Origin of the sequence: Roseinatronobacter bogoriensis DSM 18756 (genome assembly GCF_004366635.1) — a bacterium.
Classification (GTDB): Bacteria; Pseudomonadota; Alphaproteobacteria; order Rhodobacterales; family Rhodobacteraceae; genus Roseinatronobacter; species Roseinatronobacter bogoriensis.
The window spans coordinates 406,072-424,915 of sequence record NZ_SORN01000003.1 but is presented as its reverse complement, the minus strand read 5'-3'; the positions used below and the strand labels follow the sequence as shown (position 1 = coordinate 424,915).

Below are 18,844 nucleotides of genomic sequence, written 5' to 3'. Positions count from 1 at the left end.
TGAGCGATGGTCATCACGGCCATCTCTTGTCCGTCATAGGCCGAGACTGACCCGGGTCCGTTACCGCTGTGGCCATGCAACGCCCGGAAAACATCATCGCCCAGGGTGCCGAAGAAGCGTTCGATGAACGCCTTGTCCGTGGGGCTCTTCGTCCGGCCAAACCGGAACATCGCACCGAGCTTGAGGATCGCAGTCGGGACCACACCGTTCCAGAATCCTGACCCAGTATCCATAACGATCTGGAATGGGCGGACCGCAGGAGGAGGCGGATGCTTGCAACCCGCTTCCCTCGCCAGTTTGGTCTTGTCCGACACAAGACGCCGACTCAACTCAAGAGTATCGTCCGCATTCTGCGACCGAGCGATGTGGAACGCCAACGAGGATCCAGATGCGACGTCATATGCCACAAGAATCCAGATCTTGCCGATCGTGCCATTCTCGGCCTCTTTGCGCAGCTGGCGCATGGTGCGCTCGCCAACAACCCTGTGAAGCCCGGTTTTCTCCAAGAATACCCAAAGCTCAACTTCGCATTCGTCGAATTGCACGACCTCACCTATCATCAGCGCGATCATCTCGCCGATGCCGGCACGCATGCTCCGGAGCATTTCATCCCGGCCTTTCCGGGTTGCCATCACAGCCGCTGACGGCATCGCTTTCACCAGTCTCCGATACTTCGACTCCGAGACCGAAACATCTTCATGGCCAGGGAAGGCCCCGCGGCGCTTCGCGTTCTCTTCCTGTAAGCTCCCCAATAGACGCAAGAAGGCATCTTTCAGTGACTTCTCTCGACCGTCGAGATAGTTGACCGCGCTCTTGCGGATCAGCTCCATCACCCAGTCCGGGTATTCAACCGGCTTACGACCCGCCCGGGAGTGCCCTGTGGCCAAATCGGCCGGATCAAAAAAATCAGCCTGAAAGTCCTTATACATCCGGGCGAGCTTTTTACCCGCTGGCAGGTCGAATGATTTGACGGCGGTCGAACTCCTCCGTTTTCGGCCGGTCGCCTCACGAAACAACTTTTCGGTTTTTTGCGAAACCTTACCATGGTTGGCATCGATCCACTTTTCGGTGATCTTCATGCCGAATTTCTGGGTATACTCCTCGAGAACCAGCATCGCGGCGGTGTTGAAGAGAACCTTGAGTTGCTCCGCATCACTCAGATCGACCAAGCGGGGGCGATTTTTCGGCAGGGCCGTCGAGCCATACAAGGTCTTGATGGGAGGGGGGATCAGTTCGAAGTCAACGGCGTTCACCTTTTTCTGGATATCCTCAACAGACATCAAGAAATCCTGATGGTCGTTCGCATTCGCCGCCTCGGGTCGCATTACGGCCATGCCATCGAGAATGGCGATGATCCGGAACCGCTTTGTCCCATCGACAACTTCCGTACCGATCGGGATCATAGGGGTGTGTTGCTTTGTCATTGCTCGGGCCTCCAGATCAATGAGGGATAGGCGATTACGGCATCACGCTCGGTTCCAATCCGGCCGGCCCCGATCATGCGCAGGACTGCCTGCCATGCCTGACTCTTTTTGAGCCCAGATTTCTCGACCAGCGTCTTGATGCGCAGTGGCGTCGACAGTTTGTCCACGAGGCCACAGATCAGTGCATCCGCATCCGGGTCGGGCATTAGATGGCACATGAGGATGCGCCTGTTGTTGTCCCGGTAATTCCGGCTGAACGACACATCCGAGATGATGGTGATGCGATCACAGAGATTGGCCGGTGTGTGCGCGACGATCTCAGCGACGGTGGGCACACTCGAGCGTGTTTTCAGGGACCGCTCAGATTTGACATAAACCAGATAGACCCTGCCGCTCTCGAGTGTGATCCGGACGTCAAACGTATGAGACCGATCCTGACCCCTTTCGGACAACTTCGGAAGCGGGATCGTCACGGGCTGACATTCAATCCCAACCACATTCGGCTGCAACAACGCGTCGATCTTGAACGCCTCTTCGATCTCTGAGTCGTTCAGGGCCACTGATGGCTTCATATCGTTCAGTTTTGTCCGGATGAGCATCCCGGATTTATATGATTGATTACTCCTCGACAGGGGATTCCGCCGACGTCCCCAACCGATAACCCCATCGATCTCCCCGATGATGATTTTAGGCTTACGCTTCGCCTTCTCCTTTCTGGTTTTTTCCTTCTTGGTCGTCCTGCGGGCGATCTCCCGGATCTCGTCAAGAGAGCTCATTTCATCACCTCGAGTTTCTTCAGGAATTCGGTTTCCAGCGAACCGAAAAGACGCTCGATGCAGGGGCGATCCCCAAGGGTGTACATTCTTCCAAGTGTAATAACTTGGGGTTCCAATGAATTCAGAAAGTCTGTTTTTTTGGTATTGGGCATAGCTTCTCCGTCTGCACCGGGTTTCGGCGCATTTGATGTTCGTGGGCTTGGAAGGCGGTCGGTTGATGCTGACCAAGCATGATCCGGTAATGTTCAGCGGCATCACGACAGCCCTGCGGAGGGCCAAAGTGAAATATGCCAGACACTCTCTCGAAAACCCGTTGAACGACGGAGCCAGAACGGCTACGGTTTAGGTATACAAGGCTGGGTTTTCATCCGGCATGGGGAGAGTCATGTCGCGCCAACGACTGCTCTCCCTTTTTAATGTACCGCGGTCTTACGTCCTCCTTTTCATGATTCGCCGATTTCCGTGAGGGATTCCACACTCCAGATGTGGAGTCGAATCCTATTTTATTTCAATGACTTGCGAAAATTCCGGGGTTTAAGTTTGTCGCAATACACGCGTTTCGGTCGCGTGGGGTTCAATGCGAAAACCGGCTCCCCCCGGCCCGTCATCTTCCGTCTCTTTCTCCTGTCTTTCCAGCTCAACTCGAGTGGTTCCCGAAGTATTCCCGTGAGAGCCGACAACAAATATCAGTCCGGTCACCCGGGTACGCCGCACCAAGAGCGGAGCAGTCTGATTTTAGAGTAGCTTTTCCCGGGGTAACCCCTGGCGTTCCATGATTATTACTTATCTGCGCTTCGTTCATTTCGCAACATTGGCGCTGATCCGTGTCCAATCTGGAATGCGAGAAACCCTATTTCGAATCAATCTCGAATTGATTCAGGAAATGAGAAAAGAGAGAATGTTGATTTTCACGCAAAATAGATTTGCACCCTGCTTCTATTCAATAATGTGAGTATAAGAAGGAGCTCGGCAGCCAGTCGCAGCCCGAAACACCGTTTGTCGCAAATCTGTATCAAAAACCCGTTCACGGATTCGTGATATGGGCCTTTGTGTTTTCGCAAAAAAACGTCAGGATTTGCGGTTCTCGCATGGTTCGCCCAAGGCTTCGCCAGCCCACCGCGGCCCATGTCCTTACGGATTGTCCCTTTGATTCGGCCAGAGTGGTATTCGTACTGCCGCGAAGATTGTGAAGTTTTCGAGTGTGTTCGATATGCACGTTCACATCTACACTTGCACAGATGCCAAATCTGCCGACTGACCTGTGGCTATAACCGCCAGTTGCTATTCGTTACGATTGACTTGTATGATCAACTTCATGGGGGCTTGAAAACCCGGTGAATCTTTGGGTCATCCGTGGGAGTGATGGTGGAGCATCTGTTCGAGTTCAATACCGATCTGCTCGAGGAGCTGCGGGGGGAGTCGTCGTCGACCGGGGTTGCGCTGGACGATCTCGCCTTTGAACGACTTTCCTCCACCCTCGAAGGTGAAGCGGAGATCGAAACCTCGGACCGCTGTGCTTGGAGAGGGGTGGTCTCCGGCAAGACCCTCAGGATTGACGGACATGGCGGCGACCCCCGTGAAACCGACGGTATCCTGAGTGTCATCATCACCGAATTCTTTGATACCGACCAGCCACCCAGCCTGAATGCGGCGGATGCCAAGAAATTCTTCGGTCATCTGATCAATTTTGTTGCTGCCGCCCGCAGGCAGGAGTTCCGAGACAGTCTGCATGTCGACACCCCAGCTTTCGGGACGGCGACGATGATCGCAGAGGCGTGGCCTGCCGTCACCAAGGTAAAGCTGATCTTCGTCACCAACGGAGTTTATAACGCCCGGACAGACGCCGTCTTGGCAGGCAAGATCGGCGATATCCCGGTCACCTACAACATCTGGGACCTCTCCCGTTTCCACCGGGTCGAAACGACGGGCTCGAAAGAGAAGATCGTCGTCAAGTTCGCCGAGGAGTTCGGCGGCTCCTTGCCCGCCTTGTCGGCATCCGGGCCAGAAACCCAGTTTCCATCATACCTCGCGGTCATCCGTGGCTCACAACTGGCCGAGATCTTCGACAAGTGGGGCGCCCGGTTGCTGGAATCCAACATCCGCAGTTTCATCCAAGCTCGGAGAAAATCCGTTAACGAAGGCATCCGGGATACCATCAAAAACGAGCCGGAGATGTTCTTCAGTTACAACAACGGGCTCTCGGCCACGGCTGACAGTGTCGAAACCGAGGCGGACGGCACGGGCGTGCGGATCCTGACGGCCCGCAACCTTCAGATCGTCAATGGTGGCCAAACCACGGCCTCGCTGCACGCCGCCCTCAAGCATAGCCCGGAAAACCTTTCCAACGTGCATGTGCAGATCAAGCTGACGGTTGTTCCCCCTGACAATTCCGAGGAGGTGGTTCCCTTCATCTCGAAATACGCCAACAGCCAGAACAAGGTCAGTGCGGCGGACTTCTTCTCGAACCACCCTTTCCACATGCGGATGGAGGGGTATTCCCGCCGTGTATATGCCCCCCCGGCGCAAGGTGGCAGCCGCCAGACCCGCTGGTTCTACGAACGGGCCCGAGGGCAGTATCAGGTGGAACGCGCGAAACTCGGGACCACTGATCGTCGCCGGTTTGACGCCGAGCATCCCAAGCCCCAGCTTTTCGTAAAGACTGACCTTGCAAAAGTTGAACTGTCGTTTCGCAAGAAGCCCGATACGGTCAGCAAAGGGGCCCAGAAGAACTTTGCCACCTTCGCCGCCGACATCGGCGAGGCTTGGACGGCCAGTGACAAGAAGTATGACGAGACTTGGTTCAAACGGCTGGTAGCCAAAATCATCATCTTCAGGGCTTTGGAAAAGGCGATCCCACGGCAGGAATGGTATCCCGGTGGATATCGGGCCAACATTGTCACCCACGGCATCGCAAAACTGGTTCACGATGTGGATGAACGGGACAAGGTGCTGGACCTTGACCGGATCTGGAACGAACAAAGCGTCCCCGCCGGGCTGATGGACTGTTTCCTGACCGCCTGCGAAGCAGCGGCGGATGTAATCACCGATCCGGACAGCGGCATCCGCAACATCACCGAATGGGCCAAGAAGCAGGCTTGCTGGGCGAGGGTCTCCCGGCTGGAGGTGGATTACGGCGGCGGCCTTGACGAATACCTGATCGCCCCCGAGGAGGCAAAGGCCGCTGTTCGTGACGGGCGACGGGAAGAAGCGATGGTCTCGGGTATCGAGGCACAGGCCAAGGTGATCGAACTTGGCGGGGCTTTCTGGGGCCGGTTGCGGGAATGGGCGGCGCCCAATCGGTCATTCTCGCTCAAGGATGATGGCATCCTGAAAGCCTGTAGCCAGCAGGATCGGCGGCTGCCGTCGGAGAAGCAATGCATCCTCGCCGTGGAAATACTGGGACGGGCCCGGGACGAAGGGTATGTCGATGATGAGGAAACCCCGCGGATCAAGATTTCCGGGGGCGGTAGGGTGCATTAGATTAGATCACTATACGATATACGACAGCGGATATCCTGAGTGTGTTTTTCGACCGAATATAGCACCTCGGAGTTGTCAATGTACCCGTCGCCACCCCGTCGTCAGCCTGATCCTGACCGGGCCATCATCCTCTTCGACAGGTTCGGCCCTCGACACCGGGATGACCCTGATCCGATAGCGATCCTGCCCATCGGTCCGGGAAATCTCGAAGGCATCCCCTTCCCGGGCGTCGGCGTTCCGCAGGAACTTGGTCAACCAGGTGATCCTGTACTCATTCCGCGTCCCCCGCGGCGTGTGGAACCTGTTGTTGTAATAGATGAACCGCAGCCGCAGGACTGTCCCGTCCGGGGTGTCACACTCGATCCATGCCGACGGGTTCAACACATTCGGGTCAAGGGGCGGCAGGAAGGCCAGTAGCTCCCCATCCCCCTTGGGCACAAGGATGCCGCCCATGTGGCCGCCCGTGGTTCCGACGTCATTGGCGCTGAGGGTTTTGATGAAGGTCTTGGTTGTCATGGTTTCACCGGGCTTATCTCGAGGGCACGTTTCAGGTCATCGGCGTCACGGCTGGACACCGGCACGGTTTCATTCGCAAGGTCGCTTTTCCATGCCGACCGCTCCAGCATGACCTCTTCCACCGTGTCCTTGTAGAACAGCCGATAGATCGTGACCGGCTCGGTCTGCCCCCTGCGATGGGCACGGGCACTGGCCTGCGCCTCGGTCGCGGGGTTCCAGACTGGGGTGAAATGGATGACCACGGTTGCGGCCGTGATGTTCAGGCCCGCCCCTGCCGCTTTGGGGTTCAGGATCAGGCAGGCAGGACCATCATGGGCGGAGAACTCATCCACGATGGTTTGACGGTCCTCCTGCGGGGAGGAACCGTTGATCGCGCCCCAATAGGTCGCCGGAAAATCCCGGCACGCGGATTTGATCAGATCACCGAGGCGGTTGAACAGGGCGAAGATGATCACCTTGCGGCCGTTGGAGAATGCCTCCCGCAACAGCTCGACCGTGCGTTCCAACTTGGGCGTCAGAAGCGGCAGTTCGTCTTGGACGACGATCTGCGCATTATCGACGTCCACCGCCGCGGCATCCGGTATTCGCAGCCATGGATGCGCACAGACCAGTTGAAGCTGAAGGGTTGCGACCAGGGCCCCTGCGACGGGGTACTTTTCCATCGTGACCTCGCGAACGCTGTCATAATGACGGGCGAGGCGGTCATCGAGTTCCAAGGGCAGGTCGATGTCGATCCGGTCTGGCAAGTCAGCGGCCACATCCTTGACCCGGCGCTTCAGGATGATCGGATCGGTCAATTGGCCGAGAGCTTGACCCGCTTCCACGGTGTCCGGAAACTCGACCTCGAAAACTGTCTTGTCACCCAGCATCCCGGGGATCGCGAAGTCCGCCAAAGACCAAAGGTCCATCAGGGTATTTTCAACCGGGGTGCCCGTCATCGGGATGGATCTGCGCCGCGGTATGGTCACGATCGCTTGTCGGCGGTTGGAATCGGGATTCTTGATCGCCTGCGCCTCATCACAGATCACCCATGACCATTCAAAGGACGAGAAGATCGAAATGTCATTCACCATCGTTTCATAGGTGGTGATCACGACCGAGGCGACCTGCAGATCCCGCCAGATGCCAGCCCGGTGGGCTCCACGATGCACCATCAGGCTGATCGATGGTGCAAACTTTCTGAATTCTCGCACCCAATTCGCGATCAGGCTGGTAGGGCAGACGATAAGCGCCGGCGAGTTGCTTTCGGGCGGATCCTTCAACAAAAGGGCAATGATCTGAAGGGTTTTCCCAAGCCCCATCTCATCCGCAAGGATCAGACCGCCTGTTCTGCTGACGGTTTCCCACATCCAGCGAACACCACGGGCCTGATAGGGAAATAGATCGGCGACCAATCCGGGGATATCGACCTCTGCAGGGAGCTCATCGGCAGCAATCTTGCCGGAATGCAGAACATCCGGGGCCAACTGCACAGCCAACCCTTCTGGTGGTGATCGGTAAAGTTTGATCGCGGTGGCGTATGAGATGTCAGAAGCATCTTCGTCCCCCAATAAAGCCGACAACATCACCGGAATATCTGCCGGTATCGGACGCAGTGTTGTGCCGTCAATCACCCAGGCATGGTTGACCGACGGTGCCTCCAGTAGCCGTTTTTCACCCCGGAATACCCTTACCCCACCAAGTTTGACGGAAAGCTTCCCGGCCACCCTTTCGATTATCAGAACAGGCTCAAGAACCCGTTCAGATGTAACAAAACCGGAAGGGGGTGAGCTTAAAACCGCATCAAAATCATGGGGAAGCAGGGCAAGCTGTGTCATTCCGAGCCGCCTTTCCACCCAGAGGTCCGCATATGTTTTCGTACATCCTCAAGGGAAAAAGGGACTGGCCTGCGAGTATGGACCGCCCGATGACAATTCGGGCAAAGGGGCACAAGATCCGTCGCCGGGTCGTACGGCCTTGGCGTATCAAGCAACGACAATGCCTCGAGGTGGTGGACTTCGATTATGCCACCTATCTCACCGTAGAACGACTTGGGTTCAAAGCCGCAGCACTGGCATCGTTCACCGTGAAGGCGGATGCATAGCAGACGGTTGCGGGGGTTTCTTTCGCGGCGACGCACGGTGGAAACGAGGATAGCCCCCTCGTAAGCGGCTTCCTCGGCCTCCTCCTCCACGATGACATCATAGCCGATCAATTCGGCCATGGCGGCCATCAGCGGCACAACAATGTCCCGGCTGACAAGGGTGACGGCCTCGTCCGGATCGGCCACAAGTCCACGTGCCGTCGCTGTGATCCTGAATGCTCCGGAGTCAATCACCCAATCGGAACGTGGCTGCCCTGACAAATCCAGATCAACCGTCTCCTCGATCGAGTTGACCAAAGCTCGGGCGAGCCCAACATCGTCAGGTCCGGCGGCCTGAATTTGGCGGATAACCTCGCCGGCGAACTTGCCGAACCCGAGGGTCACGCGATAGCCCCGCATTCCAAAGGGTTTCATTTCAACGACAGGGCCATGGCGATCATCGAGGTCATCAAACCACAGGCGCAGACCGGTCCGAATGCCGCTTTGATCGACGGCCATGCCGATGGCAGCTCCAGTTCCGGCCTCCAATTCAGCCCTGATCTTTTCCTGCCGCCCGGCAATCATCTCAGTCGTCATCCCCGTTGATCAAGTCGGACGCATCGACCTCGGGAACATTCCGGAGAAGTTTTCGCAGGTTGGACGATATTTCCTCCCGGATATCCTCAAATACCGGCTCCAGCTCGGGATCGGTGTTGTTCTGCTCCGCCATCGCAAACGCGTAAAGCAGCAGGTCCATGCCTTCGACGGCAAAGCCATTGGCAGCAGCCCGTTGATAGATTTTCTGGTAGAAGTCGTGATGCTTGTTCAGCAGGACACCGGGAACATAATCATCGTTGCCCGGGCTGCGATAGGCGGGCTCCCAAAGGTGGCCATTGGTGATCGTCGTCACGGCTTCAACGTGGATTGTTTCCGGGCTGACGTTGTTTTGGACGGGGGCTTTGATCTTGATCCGTTGACCCCGATTGTTGTTAATCTCAGCCGTCTGGGTGTCCGCATTCGCGGTGGCCACTTGTGGCTTGGCCGTGTTGGCAGTGCCGGAGATGTTCTTGTTGGAACTGCCGTGATCGACGGTGTTGCTGTTGTTCGCCTTGTTGCGGTTTATCCGACGGTACCTTGCATCCGCTTCCCGGTAGATCGGCTGCAGGATCTTCCGAAGACCCTCCTCAAGGTCCGGGTGGAACAGGATGCGGGATTTCTTGACATCGATACGGAACGCCTCGTCCAATTCGAAACCGAAGTCGAATTCGATGCGCAACAAGGATGTATGCGGTTCATTGGAGCCAAACACGTCCATCCAGCCGCCATCTTGGATCAACCGTCCTTCGCGATAGACGTAAAAACCCTGCGCCTTGTTCGAGATGCGGGCGAATTTTGCCTGTTCGTCCTTTTCCATGTCGCTGCGATGGGGGAGGATCCACGCCTTCATATGTGCCGTTTCGACAGAACCGTCGAACATTTCCACCTCAAGCCTCTGCTTGTTGGGGGCGAGAACCTGATCTGACCTTTGCGGATAGAAGGGGTTCCAAGGTTCGACTGGCGTTCCGTTGATCATGATCGCCACATCCCGTTCACGTTCATCCTCGACATCCAGAAAGCGATGAAAAACAAGGGAAACGTGTTTTGCCAAAGCGTCGGCCAGCCGTTTGACGGCCGCCTGTTCCTTGGCACCCGGAGTGTATTCCTTGGACAGCAACCTGTCGCAATTTTCCCAAATGACGAGGGTTCCCGTTTCGCCACACAATTCCTCGAAAAGATCTTGTTGGTCAGTAGTCACTGGATCAGCCAGCATTTCCCAGGCGTTCCGGGACTCAACGTGTTCCAGATCCCATGTGAGTTTGGCCAATGGTTGATCCGACGTCTTCCGGGATATGACGCTGTATCGTTTGCAAACCGAGCTTGAAGCAGTTTTCAGGCCAAGGCCAAATTTTCCGAGGCTTTTGGCATCCGGGCGCCGGTCCGCGCCATAACGCATTGCCTTGTGGACTTCCTCTTGGTCCATCCCGCAGCCGTCATCCCCGAAATAAACCAGCTTTCGACCGTCATGCATGAGATCGATTTGAATATTAACGTTATTCGCCCCGGCAGCGATCGAATTGTCAATGATGTCTGCCGCGGCAGTCCTGACATTGTAGCCGGTGTCGCGAAGCCCATAAATCAGTCGGGACGCGTTTGGATCATTGATAAGATTTGTCATATTCATACTTCCTGCTTTCCCACGATGCGGGGTTTGAATTCCCCCGGACAGGCGAGGCCGTTCGTCCCCAATTCTGCACTTGTTTCAGCCCCTTGCAACCATGCGGCGATGATCCGGACAAGGTTGTCCACACAAATCGACCTTGTCGCGCACTCCCAGACCACGAGCGAACGCCAGCCCGCATCATGAATGGCGGTCATGGCACGATCATCCCGGTCACGGTTGGCTTTGATTTTTGAAATCCAGAATTCCGGTCTGGTTTTCGGAATCCGGAAATTCTTGCAGTCCGCATGCCCATGCCAGAAGCATCCATGCACGAAAATGACACTGCGGAATTTGGGCAGGACGATGTCGGGTCTTCCGGGAAGACCCGACACATGCAGCCTGTATCTGAAGCCAGCCGCATGAAGCCCCCGTCGCAGGATCATTTCAGGCTTTGTATCCGTCGAACGGATGCGAGCCATAATCTCGGATCGCGATAGCGGCCTCCGTTGTTCAGCCAAGGCGTTCCCTTCTGGACCGAAGGGCAACCATGTTGGTCAGCCAAGGCGACATCGCCTCCGCGATCGCGACCGAAACCGGTGCGGCTACGGCATTGCCGAACTGTCGATACGCTTGCGTGTCACTGACAGGAATTTTCCAGGGGTCATTGGTGCCGGGACGGTCAAAACCCATGAGCCTCGCACATTCCCGCGGGGTCAGCCTCCGCGGGTTCTTGCCGCGTTGCGCCACAAGGATCTCGGATCCGTCTTTGTGGTAACGGGCACTGAGCGTTCTGGCGACCTTGTCCGGCGTCACAAGGCCAAAACCGAAACCATTCCCAGCCGCCTTGTGCTTTGCCGCGTAGCGCTGAAGGTAGGACCAGAGTCCATCAGTCAAGGTATAGCGTTCGTGAACCTTGGCCTTCTTACCCACAGTGTAGCGTTCATCAGCCGCCTCCGACCCATTCTCAGGATGCAGAATACTGGCCAAGGTTGGATTTGGCCCATCCGGAATGATCACGTCGTTGAAAGAGAACGTCGTCTTATGATCGCGGCGGAACCCGGCAATGAAAATACGCTCCCGATGCTGCGGCACCCAGCTGCGGGCGTCGATGACCCGGAAATCCACCTCATACCCAAGCTCATCAAGGGCGTGCAGGATGACACGCATCGTGTTCCCCTTGTCATGGCTCAACAGGTTCTTAACGTTCTCCAGCAGGAACGCCCGGGGTTTGTGATGGCGCAAGATCCGGACAACATCGAAGAACAGGGTGCCTTGGGTTTCATCGGCAAACCCATGAGCCCGGCCAAGCGAATTCTTCTTGCTGACGCCCGCAAGCGAAAATGGCTGACACGGAAACCCGGCAAGAAGAAGATCATGTGCGGGGATGTCGGCGGCATCAACAAGCGTGATGTCTCCGGCGATTTCATGCTCCTCGCCAAAATTGGCCCTGTAGGTCTCCTGCGAAAACTTGTTCATCTCGCAGGTGAACACGCATTCACCACCGATTACGTCGAACCCTCGCCGCAAACCGCCGATCCCTGCGAAAAGGTCAATGAACTTGAAGGGGCTGGCGGTCTGGTCCATGACTATATCCTGTTGAATCAAGTGTACGATATCGCAACTTGTGGCACATCGCCACCCTGCGAAGTTAAATACCATAGTCTTGAGGTTCCGTGAAAAAGTCCAGGTCCAGCTGTCCGTATAATGACAAAATCCGGATGTTTTCTGTGGACAACCTACGTGACGGGAGAAACCCACCTTTGGGTATTCAAGATCATTGCGACAGTCGAATCCGGATGGCCGAGCCGGCGGTTGACATAGCTTTCAACTGCCGGAGTAGGCGGAAGTGATGGGCTGCCTATTCACTAATCGCATCCCGGGAAACATAAGGGCGGAGATCGAGCATCTCTGCACGTTTGAGGCGACACACGATCAACCCGGCCTCTTCGTGTCAGACGGGATGGAAACATCTGGACCGCCGCTGTCGAAATGACCCTCCGGAGCGGTGCAGAGCCCCCGGAAGACTACCGCCCCGATGACAACGGCAGGGTCGTCTTCAGCGCAGTCTTCCAGACCCAACAGGATCATGGGGGATGGGGATATCGCCTGGATGAAGAAACGGCAGGGCCCGAGTTCGCCCGGGCGCCGAAATCCTTGATCGACCAGCTGAGCCCCACATCGTCGGTGTCGGCGAATAGATGGCGCCGAACGTGCATCGAAAACTCCGCCCGACGCTCCCGGAAGCTCTCGGACGGCGATGTGATCAGGCTCGGCCATGCCTTGGAGTTCAATGACGGCCGGGCACGAAGGCACTTCAAGATGATCCTCGAGAAACCCCCGGGATATACCCGATCCAGAACGGTCTTTCAGTGCATTGAGACGGGGATGACCTGCAGGATTTCGGGGTTTCGGAAGCGGGAGTGGGTTGTGATGTCAGAGGTAGTTGAGCTGGAAACAACGGTTGCAGACACTACTGTGGATGCAGACACCTGAGACGACTTAACGGGTCCACGCAGCGGTAGATGGCCGTCGGCCCGAGCGGGGCGGAACAAGTCGAAAAAATCAAGGAAACTGAGGCGGTTCCTGCTCCAAATCCGTAACTGTGTAACTTACGCTTATAGTACCATCGGGTTTTCTGATTGTACCAATCTCAATTTTTGCGTGAAAGCGATCGCCAAGTGTTATACCCTCTTTCTTCTCGATCCTTTCTAGGTAGTCTTGGCTCACCTGGTGGCTGAATTTACCAGATATTATTTCTTCGGCACCATCACGTTTGAAATCGAAAGTTCTCTTGATTGGCGATAGCCCTACAAGCGTGCCCGTCCATGTAACGGGTTCGATCTTGACGTTCGTCTCAGATATTCTTCTAAAAGCACGCTCAATACCCGCTCGGTCAAAGTTGTATTGGCGATCCGGAAGGTTGGCCTTTAGCGTTGCATCGTTTTTCTCAAGGTGGCGGAAAAACTTCGCCAGAGCTGTAAAAACTCTTGGATTAATTTCGTCAACGTCGATAAGGAATTCGTCTTCATTTTCTTGCGTAAACTCCTCAAATAGCGCAGTGGCCTTCTCAAGAGATTCTCTGATAGGCGTTTTTATCGAGCTCGTTTGGTCTGCATCCTTTTCTTCAAGAAGAAAGCCAAAGGATCCGGTGGCTACGCCGCGAATGTTAAGGGCTGCAAGATCAGCCCCTTTAATTTTACCCCGTTGAGCAAGTTCGCCACGCAAGTTCGACGCGAAAAGGCGAGTGACGATACCTTGAAAGTAGGCGAGTGCCTGAGCGGCGAACCTAGCGTCGATAGTACGCGATCCGTCCACAGGGGCACCATCGAAGAGGATTGAAACCTCAGCGACTTGGGCGTCGCGTTCCCTAAGAAGATTAAGCTCTGCGGTAACAACTTCTAAACGCGTCGAGAAGTTTATACGACCGACTACGTCTCCGTCTGCCTCGGCCTCGTTAATAAGAGCTTCCAACTCAGCCTTCTGATTTTCTAGATCGGAAATTCTTTGCAGGTCAGACATTGAACTTCGCCCCTATCGCTTGGTTGATAGCTGCAAACTCCATAGGGTCCACCGACAAAGGAATTTCAAGAATACCCTTCTTTGAACTTGAGCCGCGCATGTCGCTGAAGAGCCCGAACCAGTACGTTGTGTTTCTGACCAACGAGCGTGACCCAGCATCAAGGTCAACCGCGTAAGTATCGCAATAATATGTAGGTTTCATATTCACGGTATCGAAGAAAGTTCTGTGAATATGGTTCGTGTAGTCTGGTTCCCAACTCTTTGGTTGGGTTTGATATTTTAAAGGCCTGTTGAAGAGCGTCACCACGTCAATGTCGCTTGGGCTTCTCTTCCTAAGGAGCTCGACGTTCTCTACAAAACTTCCATCGATCCATTGAGAGCCTGAAACGAAGCCGCCCGAATGCAAATGCTTCCTGTATTCATTAAGGCCTTTCAGTAGTTTTGCGCGTTCACGCGAGGTGCAGAAGCGATTAACGACCTCATGCATTGTGGCCTGAAAAGGCGAACGTGCGTTCGGAATGGTTGGGTCGCCAGAAATGAACGGCGGCAACGCTCCGTTGGCTGCAAAATCAGGTATGGGCATGTAAAAACTCGTACTTTCCTCCAAGAAACACCCTATCTGTGATAATGAGCTGATGCCCAAGGTTATCTCCACGCCCGGTTTCAGCCCGTGGTGAGTTTGGCCACCACAATCCTCACCCTTCATCCAGATACACTAAATGTCACCCCGTCCACCACGGCCGCCTCAGGCAACCCCGACAAGGCATCCCTCACCGCTCCGGCGATCACCGCTTCCCGGTCCGTCCCCTCCCGGATAAACGACAGCCCGAGTGCTCCGGGGGTCCCGAGGCCGACGACCGCATCGTCACACCCCGCCTGAAAAAGCCGATCCAAGACATCCCAGATATCCGGGCAACCTTGAGGGAGCCGGATCATCACGTCAAACTGGAATTCCCGGATTTCAGTCACCACGCCCCCCTTTGGGGCTATATCGTCGCCACATATCGACGCCATGTCAATTGACCGACGCCCTTTCCGTCAGGATATTCAAGGGCTATCCTGCGCCCATGTATGGCTTCCGCACCCTTTCCGATGATGACCCGATCCTGGACAGCTCCCCGGTCCAGAGGATCCTGACGTTCCTGAAAGACCAGTTCGACCAGAACCCCAAGGGCATTCCCCTGACGAAATCCGGGGCATTCCGGCGTGTCATGGTGGCCGAGGCCATCACCGCGATCAACTTCCCGGACTGGACCGCGCAGGAAATCTACCACGGCTTCGGGAAGATCCGTATCGCAGATGAACATCATTTCGAGCCGCTCTGGCGAATGCATCAGCTCCTCCGGGATATGCGGCTGGCGCGCACATATCTGGGTCACCTGCGCATGACGAAGGCCGGGAAGGAGCTGTTTTCCGGGCGGTTCCGGGCTTTCGACGCCGTGACCCAGGCCGTGTTGTTCGAGGCCCATGAATTCCGGAGTGAGCGTCAGTATCACCGTTTGATGGGCGGATGGGATATCTGGTTGAACGTGATCGATATCGAGGCCCAGGGCGGGATCACCGGGCGCGCCCTTACCGAGGCGTTCTACGGGCCCGTGGATCCGACGCTTCTGTATGACCCAAAAGTCGGCGGATTGTATTCCGGCGTGCTCAAGCCCCTCGTCTGGACCGGCCTGTTACGCGAGGACATGCCGGATGGCCGGAAAATCGGCGACCGTATTTATACGGTGACGCCGCTCTGGAAGCGGTACCTTGAACTCGACCAGAAACCGCCACGCCTGCGGGTGGTGAAATAGGGCTCCGGGGGCGATCCCGGCGTCGTCTGTGTCGAAAATACACGACATTTCGGCCCGGACCCGGAGAAATGTCGTGTACTCTGGACATCACCACATAGGCGAAGCCCTTCAACTCAGGGGTGGTCACATCGCGTTTGCGAAAAACTCACCTCAACCCAGGATAACCTTAATCTTTTCAGAGGGTAGTCACGTTTCAGTCGCTTGCGAGAAATGTACGCGAATAAAACCACAGTTTTTCATGTGGTTAGGGGCTGGACTCGCCATGAGGCCGGGCGTATGTTGACCCCACGCAAAGGAACGAATCGACCATGACCACTCGCCGCAACTCGATACGGATATCCGTCCACGCCTGACCCAGACCTGGGCACCGTGATCGTTGCGGCCGCATGGCCACCTTTTTCAGAAAATGACAGATCAGCTCATGGCATACGCCATGCCCGGTGCCCTTTCGCTTTTCGAAAGGATATCCCCCATGACACGTAAACCCGCACAAACACCGACCACCACACCTGATTTCGGCCCGACCGGGCCGACAACCCCGGGACTGGAAGACGTCCTGAAGTACCTCGAGGGTCTCCGCTCCACAGGAACCACTGATCTTTTTGTGGTTGATGACGAGCTTGAAGACGACGAACCAATCACGCAGAAACCGTCGGAGACGCGTAATCCACCCCGCGATCTGCTGGATGCGCTGCTGATGTTGCGGCTTCATTCCATGCGGGCCAATGCGGGCTTGACCTCATTTCGCCCGCCTCGCGGCTGTCTTCAAGTCATTGTCGCACCGATTGAAAACGACCGGACCGATATCAGGACCGTCCTCCCGCAAATGATCGGTCGTGACCCGGCTTTGCCCGATCCTGCGATCCGTGTCGATGATGACGTGACACGCAAGCGGACCGGAACAGGTGTTCTTGGAAGCATCAGGTCAGACATTCTGCAGGGCAATCCAGTCATTGCTGCGATGGCATCAGATGACATGATCCCGGACGATCTTCGCGTTGCGATGCAACCGAGCCTCCGACTTCCTCCCCTGTCGCGGCGGATGCTGGAGGCTGTCATGGCGTTCCACTTCGACCAGACATCTGTCGAATTGCAGCAGCCGGATGCCCGGATTGCCCAGTTGTCCGATGTCGCGTTGTCGAGCATTTTCGCAGCTGAAGGTCCCGAGGCGGCGATCGAACGTCTTGATCGCGCAGCTTCCCAGAAAACCCACACGCGGGTCACGCTCGACGACGTTCACGGGCAACCCGGGGCGGTCGGGGCGCTCCGGCAGGCTGTTGAGGATCTGCGGAGTTATCAGTCCGGGGCGGTGAATTGGTCAGAAGTGACGAAATCCTTTCTGCTCTTGGGTCCGCCCGGTACCGGGAAAAGCCTGATGGCGCAGGGTCTGGCCGGGTCAGCAGGGATCAACTTCGTGAAGACCTCATATTCAGACTGTCAACGTCATGGTCATCAAGGGGACATGCTGAAGGCCTTGAACGCGGCGGTTGAAACCGCCATCGCGACCGCGCCATCTGTCTTCTTTATTGATGAAGTCGACTCGTTTCATAATCGTCAAGGTCGGACCGGGTCGAAAGACGGGTATATCCTGGGCGTCGTGAACGGGCTTCTCACACAGCTCGACCGGTTGTCCGCAACGCGCGGGGTGATCCTGCTCGCAGCCACGAACTATCCGGACCGTGTCGATCCCGCGGTCATTCGTCCCGGGCGCTTTGACCGGCATATCCACGTTGGGCGGCCGGACCGGTCCGGAATTCGATCGATGCTGGAAGACCCGCTTTCTGGATTGACGTTTGAGCCGGCGGAAATCGACAGGCTTTGTGATCAACTTCTGGGGTCGTCCGGGGCGGAGATCGCAGCGATGATCCGAGATGCGCGGACGCGCGCGCGCGCAGAGCGCATGCCGTTTTCGTTCGGGCATCTGCGGGCCGCCGCAGGCGCGATCCGCCCCCCAGTGGACCCCGGATTGATCTGGCGGATCGCCGTGCATGAAGCCGGCCACCTGCTCGCAGGTCATCTTCTGCAGCTTCCGTCGGCCAGCCGTGCCATCGTTACCGGAAACGACGGACGTGTAATCCGACCGTACCCGACATGTCGGCTCCCCGGGACCGTCAGCGGTATGATTGTTCATCATTTAGCCGGGCGGATCGCGGAGAGTCTCGTCTTCGATGTGATCAGCCACGGCGCCGGTAGCGGTCCGGAAAGTGATCTCGCCTTCGCGACCCGGACCGCCATCGCCGCTGAGACCAGCTATGGGTTCGGGACGTCCCTCGGCTGGATCGACCCGGAAACGCCGCTCTATCTGCTCCCGCGCGACATTCAGTCCCGGGTCGAGGCCCGGCTGTCCGAGGCCGAAGCCCGCGCGCGGCGGCTTCTGGCGGAGCGGAGACCTGACATCGAGCGGATCGCCCTGAATTTGATGGAGAAGCGGGACCTGGATGCAGCGGCGATTTCCGCATTGCTGTCGGACATCCCGCGGGGCCCAGACCACACGCAATATGAGGGCTGTGAAACCAGCCCGGTTGATCCGTCTTTCTTGAAGGAAACCCCCGATGCACACCCCTTTTGACCCCCACCGCCCGATGCGAAGCTGGGTCGCGACCCTCGACCAACTCAGCTTGTCTGATGAGGCCGGAGACGCCGAAGTCACCGCGACGTTACCCCCGGTGTTCAGACGGATGTATCCGGAGTTCAGGCGCCACCATGTCGTCAGCCCGGAAGGCCAGAGCTTTGACAGTTTCCGGGGGTATATCCGCGGCCTGGATGCCACCCTCCCGACCATGGATGATCTGGAGACGGCGCCGGAACTGTGTCGCTGGTCGCTCGTCCGGCGACCTGCCTCTGCGTACTGTCAGTTGACCGGATATGTCACCGGGCACCCACAGCTTGACTGGGGATCACCTGTTGTCACCTCGACGGTTTTCCGGATTGGCCCGGGGCTTCAATGGGCCCGGACCTGGAGCCGCTTCTATCGGCTTACCGAATACGACCCAACCATCCTGGAACGGATGCATGCGACCGGGGTGATCAGTCGCGATGCACAGATGGTGCAAATCGACTGATCGGAACGC

17 protein-coding genes are annotated in these 18,844 nt (G+C 56.7%); 5 read left to right on the top strand and 12 right to left on the bottom strand.

Annotated elements, in window-relative coordinates; translation table 11 throughout:
* The 3 genes from EV660_RS10180 to EV660_RS18630 form a co-directional block, all read right to left on the bottom strand.
* Positions 1-1,403, bottom strand: a 1,403-nt coding sequence (locus tag EV660_RS10180) for a DDE-type integrase/transposase/recombinase (RefSeq protein WP_168800672.1), incomplete at its 3' end; no start/stop codon positions are given.
* Between the two features lie 17 nt (positions 1,404-1,420).
* Positions 1,421-2,200, bottom strand: coding sequence for a hypothetical protein (locus EV660_RS10175; protein ID WP_100319085.1), 780 nt, complete (start codon positions 2,198-2,200; stop codon positions 1,421-1,423).
* Entirely contained in the window at positions 2,197-2,352 is a 156-nt protein-coding gene (locus EV660_RS18630) for a hypothetical protein (RefSeq protein ID WP_157798899.1), read from the bottom strand. Before EV660_RS18630 ends, EV660_RS10175 begins: the two co-directional genes overlap by 4 nt.
* Positions 2,353-3,562: 1,210 nt before the next feature.
* Between EV660_RS18630 and EV660_RS10170 the strand changes: the two genes are divergently transcribed.
* Positions 3,563-5,680 (top strand): AIPR family protein, encoded by a 2,118-nt coding sequence (locus tag EV660_RS10170; protein ID WP_071479625.1) that lies wholly within the window; start codon positions 3,563-3,565, stop codon positions 5,678-5,680.
* Positions 5,681-5,755: 75 nt separating this feature from the next.
* Here the strand turns inward: EV660_RS10170 and EV660_RS10165 are convergent, their stop codons facing one another.
* Genes EV660_RS10165 through dcm form a run of 6 tightly spaced genes read right to left on the bottom strand, consistent with a single transcriptional unit; the run spans position 5,756 to position 12,042 of the window.
* Entirely contained in the window at positions 5,756-6,196 is a 441-nt protein-coding gene (locus EV660_RS10165) for an EcoRII N-terminal effector-binding domain-containing protein (RefSeq protein WP_071479626.1), read from the bottom strand.
* On the bottom strand, positions 6,193-8,013 hold the full coding sequence (locus tag EV660_RS10160) for a DEAD/DEAH box helicase (protein WP_071479627.1): 1,821 nt from the start codon (positions 8,011-8,013) through the stop codon (positions 6,193-6,195). The genes EV660_RS10165 and EV660_RS10160 overlap by 4 nt, the downstream gene beginning before the upstream one ends.
* Entirely contained in the window at positions 8,010-8,855 is an 846-nt protein-coding gene (locus tag EV660_RS10155; RefSeq protein ID WP_232727365.1) for an HNH endonuclease, read from the bottom strand. Before EV660_RS10155 ends, EV660_RS10160 begins: the two co-directional genes overlap by 4 nt.
* A complete protein-coding gene (locus tag EV660_RS10150; RefSeq protein ID WP_071481868.1) occupies positions 8,845-10,473 on the bottom strand; it encodes an ATP-binding protein in 1,629 nt (542 codons plus the stop codon). Before EV660_RS10150 ends, EV660_RS10155 begins: the two co-directional genes overlap by 11 nt.
* 2 nt (positions 10,474-10,475) lie before the next feature.
* Positions 10,476-10,976, bottom strand: a complete 501-nt coding sequence (locus tag EV660_RS10145) for a very short patch repair endonuclease (RefSeq protein ID WP_198510657.1) — start codon at positions 10,974-10,976, stop codon at positions 10,476-10,478.
* Entirely contained in the window at positions 10,969-12,042 is a 1,074-nt protein-coding gene (dcm, locus tag EV660_RS10140; RefSeq protein ID WP_269148150.1) for a DNA (cytosine-5-)-methyltransferase, read from the bottom strand. Before dcm ends, EV660_RS10145 begins: the two co-directional genes overlap by 8 nt.
* A 405-nt stretch (positions 12,043-12,447) precedes the next feature.
* On the opposite strand from dcm, the gene EV660_RS18625 reads away from it, so the two are divergent.
* Positions 12,448-12,951: a DUF6927 domain-containing protein gene (locus EV660_RS18625; RefSeq protein WP_071479630.1), complete on the top strand. Its 504-nt coding sequence runs from the start codon at positions 12,448-12,450 to the stop codon at positions 12,949-12,951.
* Positions 12,952-13,020: 69 nt separating this feature from the next.
* Here the strand turns inward: EV660_RS18625 and EV660_RS10135 are convergent, their stop codons facing one another.
* The 3 genes from EV660_RS10135 to EV660_RS10125 form a co-directional block, all read right to left on the bottom strand.
* The gene (locus EV660_RS10135; RefSeq protein ID WP_071479631.1) at positions 13,021-13,977 is read right to left on the bottom strand and encodes a hypothetical protein; all 957 of its coding nucleotides are present in this window, start codon (positions 13,975-13,977) and stop codon (positions 13,021-13,023) included.
* Positions 13,970-14,560 (bottom strand): DUF6932 family protein, encoded by a 591-nt coding sequence (locus tag EV660_RS10130; RefSeq protein WP_071481870.1) that lies wholly within the window; start codon positions 14,558-14,560, stop codon positions 13,970-13,972. The genes EV660_RS10135 and EV660_RS10130 overlap by 8 nt, the downstream gene beginning before the upstream one ends.
* 119 nt (positions 14,561-14,679) lie before the next feature.
* Positions 14,680-14,946 carry a hypothetical protein gene (locus tag EV660_RS10125; protein WP_134013972.1) on the bottom strand — a complete coding sequence of 89 codons (267 nt, stop codon included), beginning with the start codon at positions 14,944-14,946 and terminating at the stop codon, positions 14,680-14,682.
* Positions 14,947-14,996: 50 nt separating this feature from the next.
* On the opposite strand from EV660_RS10125, the gene EV660_RS10120 reads away from it, so the two are divergent.
* From EV660_RS10120 to EV660_RS10110, 3 genes are all read left to right on the top strand, one after another.
* Positions 14,997-15,773 (top strand): hypothetical protein, encoded by a 777-nt coding sequence (locus tag EV660_RS10120; protein WP_134013974.1) that lies wholly within the window; start codon positions 14,997-14,999, stop codon positions 15,771-15,773.
* Positions 15,774-16,245: 472 nt separating this feature from the next.
* The gene (locus EV660_RS10115) at positions 16,246-18,342 is read left to right on the top strand and encodes an AAA family ATPase (protein WP_168800310.1); all 2,097 of its coding nucleotides are present in this window, start codon (positions 16,246-16,248) and stop codon (positions 18,340-18,342) included.
* Complete coding sequence (locus tag EV660_RS10110; RefSeq protein ID WP_071479635.1) at positions 18,326-18,835, top strand: DUF6634 family protein; 510 nt, start codon at positions 18,326-18,328, stop codon at positions 18,833-18,835. Before EV660_RS10115 ends, EV660_RS10110 begins: the two co-directional genes overlap by 17 nt.
* The last annotated feature ends 9 nt before the right edge of the window (positions 18,836-18,844 follow it).